Annotated in this window: 16 protein-coding genes and 2 pseudogenes; 5 read left to right on the top strand and 13 right to left on the bottom strand. The window is 39.7% G+C overall.

All coding sequences use genetic code 11. The features are described from left to right. Positions 1 to 169 precede the first annotated feature (169 nt). A complete protein-coding gene (locus tag ACFPPD_RS07055; protein WP_209748779.1) occupies positions 170 to 592 on the top strand; it encodes a hypothetical protein in 423 nt (140 codons plus the stop codon). 493 nt (positions 593 to 1,085) lie between these two features. On the opposite strand, the gene ACFPPD_RS07050 is transcribed toward ACFPPD_RS07055, so the two are convergent. Then, positions 1,086 to 1,520, bottom strand: a complete 435-nt coding sequence (locus tag ACFPPD_RS07050; protein WP_378081644.1) for a VOC family protein — start codon at positions 1,518 to 1,520, stop codon at positions 1,086 to 1,088. 233 nt (positions 1,521 to 1,753) lie between these two features. Here ACFPPD_RS07050 and ACFPPD_RS07045 point away from each other — a divergent pair, with 233 nt between their 5' ends. Then, a complete protein-coding gene (locus ACFPPD_RS07045) occupies positions 1,754 to 2,641 on the top strand; it encodes a sigma-70 family RNA polymerase sigma factor (protein WP_209748777.1) in 888 nt (295 codons plus the stop codon). A 742-nt stretch (positions 2,642 to 3,383) separates the two neighbouring features. On the opposite strand, the gene ACFPPD_RS07040 is transcribed toward ACFPPD_RS07045, so the two are convergent. After that, complete coding sequence (locus ACFPPD_RS07040; RefSeq protein WP_209748776.1) at positions 3,384 to 4,931, bottom strand: Eco57I restriction-modification methylase domain-containing protein; 1,548 nt, start codon at positions 4,929 to 4,931, stop codon at positions 3,384 to 3,386. Positions 4,932 to 5,194: 263 nt separating this feature from the next. Here ACFPPD_RS07040 and ACFPPD_RS07035 point away from each other — a divergent pair, with 263 nt between their 5' ends. Then, the gene (locus tag ACFPPD_RS07035) at positions 5,195 to 5,395 is read left to right on the top strand and encodes a hypothetical protein (protein ID WP_209748775.1); all 201 of its coding nucleotides are present in this window, start codon (positions 5,195 to 5,197) and stop codon (positions 5,393 to 5,395) included. 12 nt (positions 5,396 to 5,407) lie between these two features. On the opposite strand, the gene ACFPPD_RS07030 is transcribed toward ACFPPD_RS07035, so the two are convergent. The 7 genes and pseudogenes from ACFPPD_RS07030 to ACFPPD_RS07000 form a co-directional block, all read right to left on the bottom strand. Beyond that, a complete protein-coding gene (locus ACFPPD_RS07030) occupies positions 5,408 to 6,010 on the bottom strand; it encodes an HNH endonuclease (protein ID WP_209748774.1) in 603 nt (200 codons plus the stop codon). After that, positions 6,000 to 6,623 (bottom strand): response regulator transcription factor, encoded by a 624-nt coding sequence (locus ACFPPD_RS07025; protein ID WP_209748773.1) that lies wholly within the window; start codon positions 6,621 to 6,623, stop codon positions 6,000 to 6,002. The genes ACFPPD_RS07030 and ACFPPD_RS07025 overlap by 11 nt, the downstream gene beginning before the upstream one ends. Then, positions 6,616 to 9,222 (bottom strand): sensor histidine kinase, encoded by a 2,607-nt coding sequence (locus ACFPPD_RS07020; RefSeq protein WP_209748772.1) that lies wholly within the window; start codon positions 9,220 to 9,222, stop codon positions 6,616 to 6,618. Before ACFPPD_RS07020 ends, ACFPPD_RS07025 begins: the two co-directional genes overlap by 8 nt. Before the next feature lie 375 nt (positions 9,223 to 9,597). Further along, on the bottom strand, positions 9,598 to 11,214 hold the full coding sequence (locus ACFPPD_RS07015) for a TnsD family Tn7-like transposition protein (protein ID WP_209748771.1): 1,617 nt from the start codon (positions 11,212 to 11,214) through the stop codon (positions 9,598 to 9,600). Between the two features lie 282 nt (positions 11,215 to 11,496). Then, positions 11,497 to 11,814: pseudogene (locus tag ACFPPD_RS07010) on the bottom strand (AAA family ATPase); the annotation flags it as partial. Between the two features lie 55 nt (positions 11,815 to 11,869). Further along, complete coding sequence (locus ACFPPD_RS07005) at positions 11,870 to 12,730, bottom strand: IS3 family transposase (protein WP_209748864.1); 861 nt, start codon at positions 12,728 to 12,730, stop codon at positions 11,870 to 11,872. A 23-nt stretch (positions 12,731 to 12,753) separates the two neighbouring features. After that, entirely contained in the window at positions 12,754 to 13,044 is a 291-nt protein-coding gene (locus tag ACFPPD_RS07000) for a transposase (protein ID WP_209748769.1), read from the bottom strand. Between the two features lie 83 nt (positions 13,045 to 13,127). Here ACFPPD_RS07000 and istB point away from each other — a divergent pair. Then, a pseudogene (istB, locus tag ACFPPD_RS06995) lies at positions 13,128 to 13,751 on the top strand (IS21-like element helper ATPase IstB); the annotation flags it as partial. Between the two features lie 82 nt (positions 13,752 to 13,833). Here the strand turns inward: istB and ACFPPD_RS06990 are convergent. The 4 genes from ACFPPD_RS06990 to ACFPPD_RS06975 form a co-directional block, all read right to left on the bottom strand. After that, entirely contained in the window at positions 13,834 to 14,115 is a 282-nt protein-coding gene (locus tag ACFPPD_RS06990) for a hypothetical protein (protein ID WP_209748767.1), read from the bottom strand. Continuing rightward, complete coding sequence (locus ACFPPD_RS06985; protein WP_209748766.1) at positions 14,108 to 16,255, bottom strand: DDE-type integrase/transposase/recombinase; 2,148 nt, start codon at positions 16,253 to 16,255, stop codon at positions 14,108 to 14,110. The genes ACFPPD_RS06990 and ACFPPD_RS06985 overlap by 8 nt, the downstream gene beginning before the upstream one ends. Next, positions 16,252 to 17,091, bottom strand: coding sequence for a TnsA endonuclease N-terminal domain-containing protein (locus ACFPPD_RS06980; protein ID WP_209748765.1), 840 nt, complete (start codon positions 17,089 to 17,091; stop codon positions 16,252 to 16,254). The genes ACFPPD_RS06985 and ACFPPD_RS06980 overlap by 4 nt, the downstream gene beginning before the upstream one ends. An 84-nt stretch (positions 17,092 to 17,175) precedes the next feature. After that, positions 17,176 to 17,490 (bottom strand): hypothetical protein, encoded by a 315-nt coding sequence (locus ACFPPD_RS06975; RefSeq protein ID WP_209748764.1) that lies wholly within the window; start codon positions 17,488 to 17,490, stop codon positions 17,176 to 17,178. 140 nt (positions 17,491 to 17,630) lie between these two features. Here ACFPPD_RS06975 and ACFPPD_RS06970 point away from each other — a divergent pair, with 140 nt between their 5' ends. After that, positions 17,631 to 17,966 carry a helix-turn-helix domain-containing protein gene (locus tag ACFPPD_RS06970; protein WP_209748763.1) on the top strand — a complete coding sequence of 112 codons (336 nt, stop codon included), beginning with the start codon at positions 17,631 to 17,633 and terminating at the stop codon, positions 17,964 to 17,966. The last annotated feature ends 242 nt before the right edge of the window (positions 17,967 to 18,208 follow it).

Below are 18,208 nucleotides of genomic sequence, written 5' to 3'. Positions count from 1 at the left end.
ACTCATGGCCAGCCACGAGATCCCAGAGCTCGAGTCGATCTGGGATAGCTTCATCGCCATCAAGGACGGGGCTTTGCTTCGCTATGCCGATGTCGAGGAATTGCATGACTCGGACGGAATTGGCATCACGGCGTGGATGAAGAAAACCTATTAAGAGGAGCGGTTAATCATGAAGGAAGTCTCGGTGTTTCGTCTCTACCTGTTGCGTGCCCTGTACCTTCTTGTTGTCGTAGGACTCGGAATCGTGGTATGGCCCGGCGTCATCCGCCACGAACAGTGGGAACTGATGGAGGGCATCGTCCAATGCATGCTGGCCGCCTTCTCGGCTCTCTCCCTCTTGGGTCTCCGGTATCCTCTGCAGATGCTTCCGTTGCTCTTATGGGAGATGCTCTGGAAGCTGATCTGGCTATCCGTCGTCGCTCTCCCGCTCTGGAATGCCGGGCAGATAGACGACTCAACCTTGGGAGTCGTGTTCGAATGCTTGATCGTGGCGATTTTCCCCTTCTGCATTCCTTGGCGTTATGTGTTCTCTCATTATTTAAAGAAGCGTTCGGATCGTTGGGTTGGCGGAAAGTCCGGAATTGCCGGGTGAATGGGGATAAGTATGCAGAACGGGATTTTGCTCGCCTGGTAGCATAGACAGAGTACGGATCAACGATCCACGAAAGTCGGAAAGAAGGTTTCAACGCTCAATCAGCGTCAACTCCAGCAATGGATTGATGATCTACCCAGATACATCAAGGCATATTTGCCAATTTCAACAAGGTTTCCGTCATGGTATAGTTACGCGCCTGGTATGAATATTTCGGTGCGGCAGAGCCGCTTGGTTAATTATTGAGAGCCATGACGTTAACGAAATAGAGCCACCAAGTTAATAAGGAGAGCCAACAGAATATGCGGCTTTCCCATTCTACAATTTTCAATTTTCGTCCTCCGTTAACGGAATGACAACATATTTCAAAGCAGGTTCTCGTCAGGTAAAATGATTCCTCAAAAAGTAAGCGGCCCTGCCGCTGACAATGCGTACAGGGCCGCTATCCCATGCTATTTGTGTTTATGATGCGAAAGATCAGTGGCGCGATAGATCACTGACGTCCTTTTGTAAGGATCCGGAACGTGATACCGAATTTATCCGTTACATTACCGTAAGCGGGGCTGAAGAAACTTGCTTGTAGCGGGTCGTTCACTCGACCGCCTTGCTTCAATACTTCGAAATATTGGGTAGCTTTTTCTTTGTCGTCGGTTTGAACAACGATGGTGATTTGCGTTCCCTTCTCGTAAGTGCTTCCAGTAACATTATCGGTAATCTGTAGTTCGGAATCGCCAATTTTCAAGACGGCGTAATTCACCCAGTCCTTCTTTTCTGTCGGCAGTGGAGCTTCCGGATTTTCCGGCATGTCTCTGAACCGAAGCATATAAGTGACCTTGGCATCCAACGCCTTCACGTATAAATCGATAGCCTCATTCGCGCTTCCGTTCATTTCAAGAAAAGGGATCAAACTCGTACTCACAACAATCATCTCCTTGGTTTAAATGTTTTCAACGGACAACCGGTAGACTCTTCTTTCACATAGACCGGTTTCCTTTGTCACTAACTATGTCGTAAGTCATGAAGGAAACGTGACAGAAATGGCGAAAAATGTTTTGATGAGAAATTCGAAATAAAAACTGTAGTTTTCGTACAACTCCGTCACATCTGCTGAGTTTCATTCGACATATAAATAAAGAGGAAACGAAGAAGGGTATGAGGCGCATGAACGATCACAACTGGCTTGTAGAACAATTCGGGGCGCATCGGAATCACCTGCAGACGGTGGCTTACCGGATGCTCGGATCTCTGAGCGAAGCGGATGACGCTCTACAGGAGTCATGGATACGTCTTAGTCGCTCAGATACGAGCGGAGTCGAGAATTTTGGAGGATGGTTGACAACAATCGTTTCAAGAGTATGTTTTGATATGCTGCGATCTCGTAAATCGCGTCGCGAGGAGCTTACGATGGTTAGTGTACCTGAACCGGTAATTAGCCGCCAAGACGGAAGCGACCCTGAGCACGAAGCGCTGATGGCCGATTCCGTTGGTCTTGCGATGCTCGTGATCCTCGAAAAATTAAATCCTGCCGAACGCATTGCATTCGTGTTGCACGATATATTCGCCTTGTCTTTTTCGGAGATCGCTCCCATTATCGGGCGTAACGAGGCCGCAGCAAGACAATTGGCGAGCCGCGCACGACGCCGGGTTCAGGATGCCGAGTCAACTTCGGAAACTGCGGAGTTTCAGCGTAAACGGGAGCTTGTCGACGCATTCCTCGCCGCATCGCGCAACGGAGACTTTGAGAAACTACTTTCGGTATTAGATCCGAATGTCGTACTTCGAAACGACCCCGTATTCGCGCCAGTCGCAAATGCGCCGGTTGTTCGCGGTTCAGAGGCCGTGGCCAAGCAGGCCAAGCAATTCGCCGATCGTGCCCGGAGCATGAAGCCGGTGCTCGTGAACGGATCGGTAGGCGTCATCGTGGGTCATTTGGATCAACCGATATTCATTCTCGAATTCACGGTTGTGGATGGCAAGATCGCCGAGATCGGCATGATTGCCGACCAGGCACGCCTTCGCAGGCTCGACATCGCCGCTTTGAACGATTGATTGGCTGAAGAGCTAAGACAATAATAAGGGGAGCGCACCATAAGTTAAAGGGATTACTACCACGTTATCTGCTGCCCGATAGTTTAGTCCCAAACTGGCTCTGTACACTAACATCATGGCCCTATTTTATTAACGAAATGGCTCTCACTCATTAACCAAGTGGCTCTATAGGACTGAAATATTCATGGTATTGCTAAAACTATTTTCTATTCCTCATTTGAAGTGACAGTCTATAACATTTTTTTCACGGTCTAATACTTTATTTTCAGTCTAACACTTTATTTCCACTGGACAATTCTCCTCAAATATATAGTATTTAAAACTCTATCTACCAAATCGATAGTTCTTCGTAATCATCTTTAAAGAAAAGTCCCGAAAAATAATTGTTCGGGACTTTTCTGGCTGCATTCATCTATAATCCAGTTTTCATCTTTAATTTAAACGGACATACGGCATAATCGAGACTGTTCATGTAGTTCCACACTTTTTTTACTAGTTCCACAGTTTTTTAACTAGTTCCATAATTTTTTACTGGTTCCACAACGAATGTCCGTGTACATTAAAGTTTGACACTCAAAATCCTTATATTCTCAAGAGTTTTGACGACTTAATATAATGTTAATTCGTACATTAAAGTCTGGGCCGAGTTTTGATCATGTACATTAAAGTTGGGTCCAACCTTAATGAAGTATTTTTGGTAGTCTCTTTGTTGGCTTTCTGTAATCAAATTGATGCGTACAAGTTAAACTGGTGGAGTTATCTTCAAGCGTCTTATTAGATATTTTTCTCGGATCCGATTAAGCACTAGTAACTCATCTTTTGAAAGATCATTTAAAACGATGTTATCAACATATTTTAGAATGCTTTCAATCGAATTCTTTGACTTTAGCATCCTTTCTAATTTTTTCACGCTATTCCTATTAATATTCTTGTATGGAATACTTAAAGACTTAAATTCACTGGGCACTAATTCCCCTACACCGCCTCCGTAAAACCTTCCAAAATATTCACATAATGTAAAAGTGAGAGTGTTATAAAAACAGAATGCTACTGAGTATGGATCAAATTGTTTGTGGAGACGAATATTATACGCAATATCTGTTGCGTTTACACTCGCTTCATTAACAACTAATTTTGGAATTTTATTGTATCGTTTAAAGAACATAAGATCTCCCGAAGTAATTATCGGAACTTCATACCAGTTCTTTCGATTTTCACACTTGTATCTTTTATTAATTTTCTTATCAATTCCATCTTGAAGATATTCACCTAGCTCCAATGAAATATTATTGATATTTTTATCATTTAACTGGAGCAACCATACCTTTTTATTTAATTCATCTAACTCATTAAAGTCATTACTAGTTAAAACTAATTGACCTCCTAAATCTGAACCCTTTTGGATTAAAGGCAACACCAAATCGATGCCTTTTAATTGGTCAACCTCTGTCTTATTTAGAATAAAAAAATTGTTTGCACCTGTTACAATGCCTGGAGAGGAATCGCCTAATTGATCTACTTTTATATACCGACTTGAAAGATTCATTAATAATTCAATTTCATCGTCATTCAAAATGGCGTTAGACCATTTTTTCAATGGTTTATTTCTTTTGATTTCGCTGTATTCGAGTGGCGTGAAATCACTGATACTCTTTACAGTTGTGTATTTAACTATGGGTTCTTTTAGGGGTACATTTGTCATTAATACTAAACAAACATCCTGCTCAATGTCCGGAAATACGCTTTCCTTAAATGTTGTTATTTCTATTAGGTTGAACTTTTCTTCAAGAACAGCTCTAAGTTTTTCAGCATAATGTACTTGAAGGAATTCAAATGGAAGAACAAAAAAAATAACTCCGTTATCTTTTAGCAATTTAAGTGAGCCAAGAACAAACGATACCCATAAGTTCTGAAATATTGAATCAGGGAGTGACCAGTAATTCATTAATTGTAAGGAAAGTTCTCTTTCCTGCTCTGAAACAGCTTTTTTGCTTATGTACGGTGGGTTTCCAATTACAAGATCATATTTCATTTCAGAAGACAAGGCATACTCAACAAAGTTAGCACAAATTAAGTTTACATTTTCAGACTTTGTCGTTGCAGCATGTTCAACTTTTGTTATGTCTAATTCAACTGCATCTATTTTCTGACCCTTTAGAGCTTCTAAAAATCTTCCGTCTCCAAAAGAGGGTTCGAGAATGCATTCAATACTTCTTTTCATTACATACTTTGACATATACTCAACTAATAACTTTGGTGTATAAAATGAACCTGTTTGCTTTTCCTGCAATTATTTCCCCTCTATTCATAGCTACCTGCTGTTGGTTATCCTTGTTTCCTCATCTGATGTGCCTACACTAATTTACAACTATGGCCGTATCTAGAATCCAATTGTAGTATGGATCCTTTTGGCTATGGTCAAAATGTGAATAGTTGTTTAACCTGACACCTTCGTGGACACACTAAATCCTTAAAATTCACAAGTAGTTGTCTTACAAATGGAAGGGCCTGCATATTTTTTTAGAAAAAGCTTGTTAAAATAGGAGGAATCCTATGGACCTCATGGAAGAAGTCATTGAACAGTTTCAATCTATTTATAACAAAAGCTTGGATGTACTTGAACAACAAACTTCAGATGGTTTATTACCCGGTAATCAGCTTTACACACTTTATCATGCTTATTGGGCTTCAAATCAAAAATTACAAAGCACATTACAATTACTCAGAGCAGTACAAAATCAAGGTCGCAAGTGATGCACCCACATATCAAGCATTTGCTTTATTATCTGTGATATAGTCCCAATACTGCAAATACTCTTTGTTTAATGAAGCAAGTTGTGTCAATAGCGCATAATCAGCTGGCTTTTTTTCAAGTTCAGAATGAAGTTCATTCATTGTTACTCGTATTTGATGAATAATCCAAAGTATCTGATGTCTCCTTAATCCAAATCTCAATCTTTTATGCATATATATCCCTACTGGCGACAACGGAACGATATTGCCCTGAGGATCACGGCAAAAATTATTTACATATTCTTCACCACATGGGTCAATGTAACCTTTGTCATTTGCAATATTTTGAGTTGCATCTGTTGATGGCCAGTCATCACTTTTACTACGATTACAATATGGACAAGAATAAACCAAATTGGAATAATTAAGCCTTAAATCAGGAAACTTTTTCTGTGGTGCAAAGTGATCTACATGAAACACAGTTGCTCCACCCAAGTAAATGTCATTTGCATGACAATATCCACAGCGCTGATTGAAGTCTACACGCAAATGTGGTTTAAACCTTTTATGATCTGTATATTGCGTCGTACACGTTCTAGATGGATGGCTTTCTCGAAACGGAATATTATTTGTCATTCTGTCTTTTCACTTCTCCCAGTATCATTTGAGCTGCAGAAAGTAATTCGTTCATTTTATCAATATGGGACGTTTTCTTAAGCTCTTTAGGAATCTTTCCACCTTGACTAATTGATTTCTCTAAGAAGTCGTCTAAGCTAATTAACTCTTCTTCTTCTAGTAAACTTAATGATTCTTTTGCTTTTAACTCTTCTAGTCGTGTTTCAGATTTTTCAATCTCCCTACGGTAATGATCGATAGACATTTTTATTCGTCTATTTAATTTTTGAGGATTTTGATAGAACTCAGCCCTATCATATACACGATGCACGTCTTCTGCTTCCTCTTCTGCATCGTTGCTGTGTGAGGTGAGTAAAAAATAAGGGAAATTATACAGTGTCTGACCCAACAATCTGGCTAAGTCAGCTCCAGAATAGTGAATATCAGCTCGAGTTTCATTTAGCTTATAATCAATTAAGACGGCATCAAAATCTGACTCAATAATTTGTTGAATAACTTCTTCTGGATTCGTCGAAAGATCTATTTCAGATGCTTCTATTTCATCGGCTGATACCGTTCTTTGCACTTTACGAATTTGTCCATCCTGATCGTCTATATAGGCTATTTTATACATGGTTTACTATCCCTTCGTCCTTTCTCACAGGAAGTTTGATCTTAAGTTTAAAACCTGGTCTTGCTTTTACTAATTCAACTTGTCCTCGGTACTCATCGATTGTCGTTTTTACAATCCACATTCCAAGACCTGTCCCGACCGGGCGTCCGATGGCGTCTAATTTAGTAGTAAAGAAGGATTCGAAGATCTTGTAAGGATTATCTATTGTAGCTAACAGCCCTGGGCCAGAATCCTCATAAGTAAAAACTATTTTCCCGTCCTCCATTTCTAACCCTATTGTAATTTGCCTCGAGTTAGGTGCATCCTTTCTTTGAAATGCATCTAATGAATTAGACAAAAGATTATTAAACACACTATCAAAATCAATCGGAAACATTCGAAATAAACAGGTTTTATCGACATTCGATTTTGGGATGATTAATTCAACAGACTGAAATGCCAGAGCTGCTGACCACGTTCTTTCATACTCTTCAAACATCATATAAAGATCGACCTTTTTGCGTGTACGTTTATCTTTTCGAATAACATTTAATGCAATATCAAGCCAATGTTTCAATCTTTGATCCTGATTTCTAAAGTCATCAATCATGATATATGGGTTATTGTATGATTTAAGTTTTTGAACTGTATCATTGCTTATTATCTTTTGAAGAACTGCCCGCAAATCTTGAGTACGCGGAAGAATATTAGCACTTAGGTTTTTCAATTCATGAGCAAATGATGTAATTACTAATCCTGTACTTGCTAAACCTTTTAAGAGTTTTAACTCTGTAATTAGCTCATCACGTTCACGACTAAATGCCAGAACTTGTTTAGCAAGAAAGCTTCGCTCATTTTGATTTTTTTCAACTTCCTCTTTAGTGTTGTTAGTGGTGCTCCTAGCAGACTCCAAAACAACTTTTTCTGCTACTTTTTTAGCTTTATCTTTGTTTAACTCTTGCTCATTTACCTCTTCATACAACTGATTCAGAAGACGCATTATAGCTTGGCGATCATCTTCAAATAATTGAATTATTCTAAGTAATAGTACTTTAAAGGTTTGAAATTCCGGAGTCTCCTGAATGCCTTCCCTGCTTGATTTATCTTCAAAATTTAAGTTTAAAATGCGAGAAATTCTAATTAATCCTGCCACTTGATTAGGTCGAACTTTCCAAGATCCACTTTTATGAGTTACACCAGCTGGACTCTTAGCAGCTCGCTCGCCAAGCGTTAACCAATCAAATGAACTCCCACCTGCTTCACCATATGGGCGCACGCGAAATGAATCTCTAAACATTTTTATTCCACCAAAGCTGTCCAGCCACTCACTTCTTGTAGATGATGGAAATTCTCGCTGAAAAAGTCGTTCTTTATCATCTTGCTGTAACGATCTTTTCATAAAGTAAACTGTGAATTGAAATGGCCCAATATTATCAAGCGACCCGCTTAAATTCCCAGGCATTAACTGAGGAAGCGTATATTTTTTTGTGAAAGAATTACTAGTTTCAAATGTTTCTTTATTAAAGGGCCATTGTTTCATTTGAGGATATTCGAACAATCGTTTATCCAGCAATTCCACATTAAATTCATTTCTATGGATTGTTACAATTAATTCTTGATTTTCATTATATTCCGCTGATAATTTATAATCGAAATCGTCACATATCGAAGTTCTAATCCTACCATACTCTTTAGGAGCCATCGTAGAATGAAGGTACATTTTAAATGCATAATTATCTACTTCGATTTCTTCCAATCTGTCAGACTGACCTTCAAAATCTTCAGCCTCATCTTCAAAATATTCAAATTCGAATGAATCTTGTGGTGGTGTTAATATTTCTAAATTTTTATAAATGCCTTGAATATTCTCGGAATTCCAATTATCTCGAAGTTCACTAATTTCAATAATTGTGCCCTGACTAAATTTTTTTTTTGTAGCAACTTTACTGGTGTTGGGGAATATTGAAAGAATCTTTTCAATAGTTAGAAAAAATGTATCATATGAAGTGTTACTGATCTGTGCGAAGACCTGGTCCAAGTTTGCTCCTTGTCGCTCAAAGTCACTCCACCGAACTTTCCAATCAAAACCTCCAAAATTCCCTCTCGGGATAGTTATCATTCTAGATTGATTGCCAAGTCGATCTAAAGCAAACCTTCCTATTCCTTTTGCACCAGTTCGCACGCGTTTTTTTTTGCTTTCGAAATCAACTTCTTTATTATTAGTCCCTATTGTCATCCAATTATTTTCGATTATCTCATCGGACATTCCGTCTCCATTGTCAATGATGTAAATCCGATTTTGACGACGAAAGATTGCTAAGAGCTGATTTTCCTGACTCTCATCAATGGTCTTCAGTTCATAAAAACCATTAAGAACTTTGTAAAAACTCTGAAGAAGTTGCTCCTCTTTAACACCTAATTCAAGGGAATGAAATTCACCTAATGTAAGTTTTTTGGGAATCTGATTGTATTTAATATCAAAAATAATTAAACAAGCAGTTGCATCCGCATCATATCCATTTTTAATTAGCTCGATAATTGCTCCGTCTGCGTTACTAACATTTTCTCTTCCGATCAGTCTTGCTGCCCGCGCAGACACTTTAAAAGGAACATGTTTCATAAATTCCTCCTACGAGAGTAACCATTCGTTCGATTACAATAGTAAAATAATACCATAGTTTATGTTATCCTTCTAGAAAGATATATTTCAATATGGCAAGCGCGAAATCATAAATATGTGTACTAGACTACTGCGTAATTAGAACGAATGATTTAAAAAACACAAACTCGTTATGAGTTCGTGTTTTCATCGTCTTTAGTATAGTTTCATAGAATCTCCAATTTATCTCGTTGTTGTAGTCCAAGTCGAATTGCAGATCTAGACCAACGTACATTGTTGCCGTTCGAGGCACAATCCGTCTTAAGAAGACTATTGTATTTCTATTATTAACGCAAATTCTCCCGTGTGTCGAATGAAAGGATTCAACTTTCTGAGTTACATGTTCGCCCGTCTAAGTTTTCTTCGTTCTATGAACTGAACTTTTGATTCTTCAACTATACTTAACTCCTTTTTTGTTTTTGGCAGTTTATCTATCTTCGTTTGTATAAGGGATAGTGATCGTATTTGTCTTGCGAGTTCTGTCCGGGTTACTCTAACTTTTGGATTTGAGGTTAACTGACTTGCTTTTGTGATTATCTGTTTAGCTAAGAAGTTATCTCGCTCCGACCAGTTTACCCTTATTTTTGAATGAGCTTCTACTTTTCTTTTTGCCGTCTTTTTTTCGCTCCGATTGGAGCTTCCTAATGGCAAAATACTTTTTTGATTCTTCGATTCTATTGACGTCACAAGTTTACATTGATTTTTCACTGTGGTCGGATCGACACCAAGCCTTCTCCCCTTTTCCCTTAAAGAAAGAGAATCATCGTTCATCATCTCCATAAGTCGTTGTCGCCAGACAGGTCCAAACACTTTAATCCGGCCAATCCTAAGTCGATCTTGTTGTTGCTTATCCGGTCCTTTTCGTGAAAACACAAAACCACAATCGCAATAAAAAGTGCCTACCGATTTCCCAGTCTTACTACACCTTGAAACAACACAATGTTGAATTACTTTCTCACCATAATGAGTTGATGCTTTATTTACACATATCCACGGCGCTTGTCCAAATGGCATTTTCCTTCCCCAAACCTCTGTTTGCTCATCGTTAAAGACTAATTGCAAAAAACCGTGCATTAAAATATGTCTTAAGGGATGCAAATCAACTCGTTGTTTTCTCAAAAGTTTATGGAGCCACGAATCATTTTGTTCCAAACTCACATTACAGCCTAGCCGATTAAGCAACTCTTCACCCCAATGAGATACAAAAGCAGGTATGATGTTTTTTATTGAAGCTCCGCCTTTAGCAAAAACCAAATTCATCGCACCAAGCTTAGAAAAGTATTTCTCTTGAAAATCAACGATCTTTTTTTCCGTATCTCCGTCCTGAACAATTTCATTAGATGCTTTCGCCAGAAATAGCTGATTCATATCTTCACAAACCAATTGCATTTTTGCTTTATACGCACTGTTTTGAAGATAAATCTCTAATGAAATAAATTCATGCTTATTTCTACGCTGCGTAAAAAAGATCGATGATTCTCGCAGCCAAATGTGATGTAGATGACAGACTTTTACACCCGGCAGCTGATGTGACCGATGCCAATATGAAGTGCCTATTTTTATTCTATCCTCGTAGATGCAGGAATCGCAAAATTGCAGAAAAGTATTATTTTTCACACCGTTTGCAGGTAGACCAACTTTCATAAATAAATTCTTCCCACTACCATGAATCATTTCATAAAACATGGCATCTCGTTTCTTTTCATTAATAAATGGCTCGTAATAGGGATAGAAAGTATGATTTCTTAATACATACTCTGCTTTCATTGCCTTCCCAGGGATCCGTTCACACAACTTATCCAAGTGGCACGGCAAATCAGGCACCGCACATACGTTCGAAGAACCAAATAGGTCTATCATTGTCTTTTTACAGCTCGTGTTTCCGGAATATGCATGATATCGCGCAAATGCACTGAATAGCAATTCGCCTGGAAAGGTTTGAAACATAATCATGTGACATTCCTCCATGTTACAAAGATCTTGTGTGTTTGTTCATTCGTAACGTTTGATCTTCTACCCATCTAAGCAACTGCTCTGATCCCTTTTTATAGCCATGGAACTTCATCTGTATTAATTTCAGGGAACATTTTTTATATCTCGACATTTCAAACCATTCAATGACTTTAGGGAATAAGCGATAAAGAAACTGATCTAATGTCTCCACGCTTTCATCAATTAGCTGGATAGTCCGTGGAAGATATTCATTAAAATTCAACATACGTGAGGGAAAACAGGAAGGAAGAAGTTCATCATCTTCTCGGAACCTTTGTCCTTGGTAGTGAGCAAATGTTGAATCTCATCAATAATTAATGCACCAATACAATGAAGTCTAGCTACTCTTCCCATTTGAGTTACCATAGAACTGATTGAGTTCCTTGGACCGCCAAACTTTTCATAATATCCGGTGCCCGCAAGATCATCTACTTTAGCAAAGAAGTCCATGCATAATGTTTTCAATGAACCATCATGAGGGCAATTCAATTTTAGCCATACTATTTGCAATCGATTTATGGGGGATTGATGCACAATACACTTCGGGTATAAAGAGAGGATTGGAGTTGTCAAAAAAAGTGCAGTTTGAAAACACCCTCATACAGAAATCTCGTTACTAAGCTGCTTTTGACAGCATTCTTTCGCGATAAATAGCTGGCGGCCAGCCCCCTGGATTAGTGGTGTAGATCCGCCGCCTGTTGTAGTAGACCATGATGTATCTGAAGATGACCGATTTAATATAGGCCATCGGATAGCGCTCTGTGTTGATCTTGTACAGCTTCTCTTTCTTTAGCGTAGCAAAAAAGCTTTCCATCCTTGCGTTATCATAGCAACGCCCCGTGCCGCTCATGCTTTGAATGGCGTCACGTTTAGCCAGACTCTCCCGGAAAGCATGGCTCGTGAATTGGCTGCCTCGATCGCTGTGATAAATCATTCCGCGAGCATTTCTTGCTCTGCAGGCGTTCTCAAAGGCTTGGATGCAGAGTTCCTTGCGCATGTTGTCGTCCATGGCGAGGCCAACGATCTCTCCGTTGAAACAATCCAGTACCGCGGATAGATATAGCTTGCCGTCTGAACAAGGGACTTCGGTGATATCCGACAGCCACTTTTGGTTGGATGCTGAGGATCTAAAGTCTCTCTGGATCAGGTTCTTGCTCTTTTGAGCGGCGGCATCCTCACGCGTAATGCCGTTTGGATGACGCTTGGCTTTCTTCAGCAGGCCGTGCTGCTTCATCATTCGATAGACGGTGCTGTAGCTGGTTGTGATATCTATTTGTGACAGCGCCAGCAGAATACGCTGGACACCGTAATTACTGTTGTCTTCATGTTCTCCAATGATGTCTTTGATTTTGACCAGAAGGCGTTGCTGCCGCTCCTGTTTGGGTGTGGGCTTCAAGCTACGGTAATAGCCCGATTCGCTGACAGCAAGTACTTCGCACATCTCCTTGACGGTCCATCGATCCCGTCGTTCACAGATGTAAGCATAGAGCTGGCATGCCTTTACCGCTTCCGGTCTTTTGCGAAAAAACCGAGTGCATCCTTGAGAATTTCATTCGCGCGGCGCAACTCGCCAATTTCTCTTTCTAATTCGATTTCACGCGCAGTCTTATCGGCAGATGCATAAGCGCGTCCGCTCCCGATATGCGCTCCGTCGCCGTGCAGGGTTCTTCGCTTTCTCCATTCCTGCAAGGTATAGTAGGCTACGCCTAACTGCTCGGCGGCTTTCTTTGATCCAATCTCATCGCTCAATCTTACTGCTTCTTCTTTGAATACTTTGTCGTACCGATTCATTGTCTCTCGTCCCCTCGTCAGCTTTCATTTTATTTCATGCGAGGGTGTTTTTCGACTGCACTTTTATCGTAGCACTCCAGAATCGGTTTGTGCAGATGCGAACGAGAATGGCGCATCTGCCCTTTCAAAAATCGTTAGAAACATTCGACTTTAGTTTTCAACCATCCATTGATGAGAAACGCATCAAGGATCTGGCGACCTTACGGTTTGTGGAACATCAGGAGAATCTCATTTTTCTGGGACCGCCAGGTGTTGGGAAGTCACATTTGGCGGTAGCGCTGGCCCATGAAGCGCTACGCAGACGATACACGGTTTACTTTGTGACCGCGCATGATCTGGTTCAAAGCTTACAGCTCGCCCATCAGAATCATACGATTAAACAGCGAATGCGAACGTATACCAAACCGGACCTGCTCATCATTGATGAGATCGGCTACCGCAAAATGGATGACACCGCAGCGCACTTTTTCTTCCAGATTGTCTCCGAACGATATGAGAAAGGATCCATTATTTTAACGAGCAATAAGTCGTTTGGAAGCTGGGGTGAGATCTTTGGAGACTCCGTGTTAGCCACTGCGATTCTCGATCGCTTGTTGCACCACTCCAGTACGATCAACATTAAGGGTGAAAGCTACCGGATCAAGGAAAAGAAAAAGGCTGGATTTTTCAAGCCGGAGCCAGCCGAAGAAAAAGAAGTATCCGAATGAGGATTTTCGAAAATCCCCCCTCGGGGGGATGGGCTATAAACCCTTAAGTGAGGAAAATTCAAGTGCTGATAATGAGGAAAATTCAATTGCTGTTGACAAAATCGAGATGCTGAGAAATCGGTTGGAAAAAATGCTGTAATCGATACAGTGCATTATATCGGAGTTCAGAAGAAAGAAGCCTTTCTTTTTCATCATAAAGAGGCATGTTACAGAGCCTATCGTAAGCTTCTGCGCTATCCATAATAGGCGGTAAAGCCTCTATTAACACATTACCTTCGTAATCGGGCAATTGCTGGGTATGGTATTCAGCTTTAACCCACTGTGCCTTGATTTCCTCATTACCTTGAAATGGAACTTCACTCATCCTTTTGCTCCATTCTTTGTTTTAACAAATCTTTGATCGAAGGACGTTTAAAGTCGTCGGTTTGAACTTCTTTTGAAAAAGGAATGACTTGTGCCGCTGTTTTATTAGATTCGACGAAAGTAAATGCCTCCTCTTTACGTCGCGCTCCCTTCTCATATTGCCTGTTTTTCTGAATAGACTTCGTTTGTTCTGCTTTACTTAAATTCGAAGACCGGTTTTGATTTGATTCTTTTTCAGCCTGCTTCGCTTCTTTTTCAGCGTCCTCCATAAATCCAAGTTGAGCTTTAAGCTCCTCAAGCTTTAAGCCACTTCGCATTATTTTTTCTTGCGCGGTAATATACTTTACTTCATCAAGGGATAGACCCTCATACCGTTTGCTCTCGTCTAATAGAAAACAAGGTTCAATATCACCTGTCTTCTCATTAAGAATATATAAGTTAGAAATATTTCTAGGATCCAAGGAAGCTTTCATTTTCCAAGTGCCCTTATTTCTCGCATGTACGAACCATTCTTCCTTAATCGCTCGATCACAACTATAGAACAACTTGGAATTCAGCCGTATGCCTTTCTCCGTTACTGATACATCCTCTTGAGGCAGTAAATGAAAACGCACGATTTTCTCTGCGAAATAATTATGTTTGCCAGAACGATGTTGAATGCCCCAGTTCCATAATGCTAATGGTACTGGTTCTACATTATCCTCGAGCAAATCGCCATCCCGATGATAATTTTCAATATAATGCGTCATATTATAGGCAAGAACTTGTTTAATAATAATGGATGTGAATTGCTCTAAAGTCAGCCTAGCCTTTATTCGGTAATCCGGAGCGCCTCTTTCCGAAGCATCCTTCTCAACGTATCCAGGTAAAAAGGGCTTTACCTTTTGATCCGTTACATCGAATCGTTTCTCGACAATACCTTTCCAGTCGGCACGATAGGGTGCAGCATTCTCGAGGTGTAAATTAAACGCACTAACAAGTCGTTCCGGTTGATAACCCTCGAGTTCACCACGATCACCAAGTAATATTTCAGGTAAACTCTCACATGGCCATGCTTCTTTCGATATGTTAATTCCGTATTCTGAACAATACTTAACTTTATCCATTGCTGTGTTGGCAATTGCCATCATAGCTCCCATCCAAGATGGGCCTTCCAACCCTATATACATACCAACAACCATGCGACTAAAAACGTCGACAACCAAATACAGCACAGGACGACCGATTATCCAGTTCGGATTGTCACGGCTTAGGATGTAACAATTCACTGAAGTCGCATCAATCAAGTACCTTGAACCCGGGCCATACGCTTCCTGCGTTGCCGAGCTTAATAATTCACGATGGTCCTTGCCATATTTTCGACTGCCTTCTCTCGCCACAAGTACTTCTTTCGTTGAATACTCTTTATGAAACCAATAGCGGAATTGCCTTTCCTTGGGCAGTTTATTTTCGTCCTTAAATTTCATTTTCAATATGCCATTCTCATAATAAAAGTCTTCTGCGTAGAATTCCTTTAAGAGAAATTCGAAAGTTTTAGTAAGGCTATTTTTTTTGTTATTCAGATAATACTTGTCAATTGCAAATCTGAAGTTCTTTTTGGTCTCATCATCAACGTTAATTCCGATGCTGCTATAGATACTCGGGCGACCGCGTTTTTTATCTCCGGATTGTTTTTCGTTGCCTCTTCCACCAGAAAGATGATAATCGGGAAGAAGAGCATTAGGATTTTTGCCGCGTTGCCAATACTTTCTTAGATACTTTCGCAAACCTGGGTATGAAATAGATTGCTCCGCTTGCACAGAAGCCATCAGTTTAGTACGGTTGTGCTTTTCGTATATTTTCGGTTCTTGAACAACTATATCCTTAATTAGTTGCCATGCTTGATCTCTTATAGAAATGTTCTTCGTGTTAGGAGACTGTTGGACAATCGAAAAGTAGGGATCTTCTTTCTGTTTTAATAATGTCCCTGTGATGAGCTCATCTTGAATTTCTTGAAACTTACGTTTGAATGGAAGGGCTTTTTCATTCTCATCATCCATATCGATTAAATAAACAATGATGTTATTTTCTTCAATCCATAAGATGCGATATAGTTTGTTTGTTTCCTGATGAAGTAAAATTTCATTAGCTGTTAAAATCAATTAGCTTCCCTCCCGACGTGGAAGTTTAGCACAGGCTTCAACGCTGGATATTCAAAACGATTTAATCCTATTCGTGGATGAAATTCAATCTCATTCATTTTAAAACCAATCTCTTTCTTAGCCACGAGATGCTTAAATAATGCAAGCGCGGTTCCCTTTTCTAATCCAAGTTCCCCGTCAAATAGAAGTAACTCTTTAGAAAGCGGACCATCTGCAGCATCTAGAAATTGAAAAAGCTGTTTCGTGTATGACAAGATTTCATTATTTTTCGGAAAGTATGCCGGGTGGAAAATGTTCATGTTTTGAAAAAACCTATCCTCTAGTTCTTTATCCGTAACCAGCGCCCAATTTACATCCTGCCTTACCCAATATTCTCTTTCAATTTCTAACTTTTCTAAAGTTCTTATATCATGAAGATCCGTATCGTATTTGATCGAGCGAGCTAGATATTTTATTTGGCCGGATTGTCTTATCGTAATAAGAAAATCCGTCGTCATGACGATCGGTACACCAGTCTTATTGTCCACTGGATGTTTAATGCCCTTTTCCTCTGCGATTAGTATCGTTTCTTCCCTGTTTAGAATAGGGAACTGTTCGCGTATGTCCAGAACATCGTCTATCCATTCTAGGTGGTAAAAATAGTTCAACTCCAAATCGGAGAGAAACTGATGGATACGATGTGTTTTCCACCCCTTTGGTCGATGAGATCTTCCCTCGGATGGAACATCTTGAATGTTAAGCCAAGGAAGATAGCCCCCAAAATCACCTTGACCTCGTCCGTCCTTTTGGTACTGGGCAATTTTATTTTCCGTCCAACCGGTGGAACGCTTAGCCAATATAATCGCCCCTATAATTGTTAACTTTTACCTAGTATATCTTAATGGTACCTAATCGTTCAAAACCATTTTCGACATTTAATGCTATTTTTTTAACCTTTTTAATTTCAATCTAATATCATTAAGCTTTTCTTGATATTTCTTTATTTGCAGTTCATCCCAAGGATGAAGATTGTCTAAGAGAAGGGCGATGGACAACGATTCCTCATTAATTTTTAGCAATATGTAATCACTTGTAGATCCATCAACATAAACAGCTATTTTCTTACTTTCGTATTTCTCGTCAAACCAGCCTTCATATACAGCTGTTTTGCATGAGTATAACAAGCCAGCATAGTCGACCCCTCGACTCGTAACATATGCGACATCTAGCTTTAGAATATCTTTATCAATATCCATGCTTCCTCCCCCAAACTAATACTAATGTTGCCCAGTAATAATAAAATAATACCTATTTGTAGTATTAATTAAGAATGCCTCCAACAGTCTGTGTATCCATTGTCCATTGTTGACTACACTTTGATAAGAGGTGCTATTCAATGGCGAATGACATTTTAAAACTTATCGGGTTGAGAATTAGAGAGTTACGTAAAGAGTCCGGTCTCTCCCAAGAACAATTGGGTGAAATTGTTGGCTTTCATTATACTTATATCGGTGCAATTGAACGCGCTGAAAAAAATATATCAATCCTTAACTTAGAGAAAATCGCAAGTGCTCTTAAAGTAGGTGTATATGAGTTGTTTGTTTACGCCAGGCAAAAACATAAACAAAAAGATAAATCTAAAGATATAGACAAGATCCTCGAACTTCTTCATTCTTTATCAACCGATGATGTTAAAAAGGCCAAAAATATTTTATCAGAGATGTTTAGTTAATAATTTTACTTGAGCGGACAATTGCTTCTTTTTATGAAACATGCTTTCCTTACAACCTAGGAAGATAAGCCTAATATGATGCCCTACAAAATAAAAGAAGGCCAATTCGTGAGATATTTATTTAGCAGTAAACCTGGTCAGCATGCGTATTCCGGAAACTTTGGTCAGTCATTCCGGTAATGTTTAGCCACTCATTCCGGAAATAGTTGGTCACTTGTTCCGGAAAGTGTTATCCACTTTAA

Origin of the sequence: Cohnella suwonensis, from assembly GCF_042655365.1 — a bacterium.
Taxonomy (GTDB): Bacteria; Bacillota; Bacilli; order Paenibacillales; family Paenibacillaceae; genus Cohnella; species Cohnella suwonensis.
This window is presented reverse-complemented; position numbering and strand designations above follow the sequence as displayed.

Excerpts from the sequence above, each read along its gene's own strand:
- ACFPPD_RS07050 (WP_378081644.1), bottom strand. The coding sequence starts at position 1,520 with ATGATTGTTGTGAGTACGAGTTTGATCCCTTTTCTTGAAATGAACGGA.
- ACFPPD_RS07000 (WP_209748769.1), bottom strand. The coding sequence starts at position 13,044 with ATGAATCGGTACGACAAAGTATTCAAAGAAGAAGCAGTAAGATTGAGC.
- ACFPPD_RS07020 (WP_209748772.1), bottom strand. The coding sequence starts at position 9,222 with ATGAAACATGTTCCTTTTAAAGTGTCTGCGCGGGCAGCAAGACTGATC.
- ACFPPD_RS07045 (WP_209748777.1), top strand. The coding sequence starts at position 1,754 with ATGAACGATCACAACTGGCTTGTAGAACAATTCGGGGCGCATCGGAAT.
- ACFPPD_RS07035 (WP_209748775.1), top strand. The coding sequence starts at position 5,195 with ATGGACCTCATGGAAGAAGTCATTGAACAGTTTCAATCTATTTATAAC.
- ACFPPD_RS06990 (WP_209748767.1), bottom strand. The coding sequence starts at position 14,115 with ATGAGTGAAGTTCCATTTCAAGGTAATGAGGAAATCAAGGCACAGTGG.
- ACFPPD_RS06975 (WP_209748764.1), bottom strand. The coding sequence starts at position 17,490 with ATGGATATTGATAAAGATATTCTAAAGCTAGATGTCGCATATGTTACG.
- ACFPPD_RS07025 (WP_209748773.1), bottom strand. The coding sequence starts at position 6,623 with ATGTATAAAATAGCCTATATAGACGATCAGGATGGACAAATTCGTAAA.
- ACFPPD_RS06970 (WP_209748763.1), top strand. The coding sequence starts at position 17,631 with ATGGCGAATGACATTTTAAAACTTATCGGGTTGAGAATTAGAGAGTTA.
- ACFPPD_RS07055 (WP_209748779.1), top strand. The coding sequence starts at position 170 with ATGAAGGAAGTCTCGGTGTTTCGTCTCTACCTGTTGCGTGCCCTGTAC.
- ACFPPD_RS07015 (WP_209748771.1), bottom strand. The coding sequence starts at position 11,214 with ATGATTATGTTTCAAACCTTTCCAGGCGAATTGCTATTCAGTGCATTT.
- ACFPPD_RS07030 (WP_209748774.1), bottom strand. The coding sequence starts at position 6,010 with ATGACAAATAATATTCCGTTTCGAGAAAGCCATCCATCTAGAACGTGT.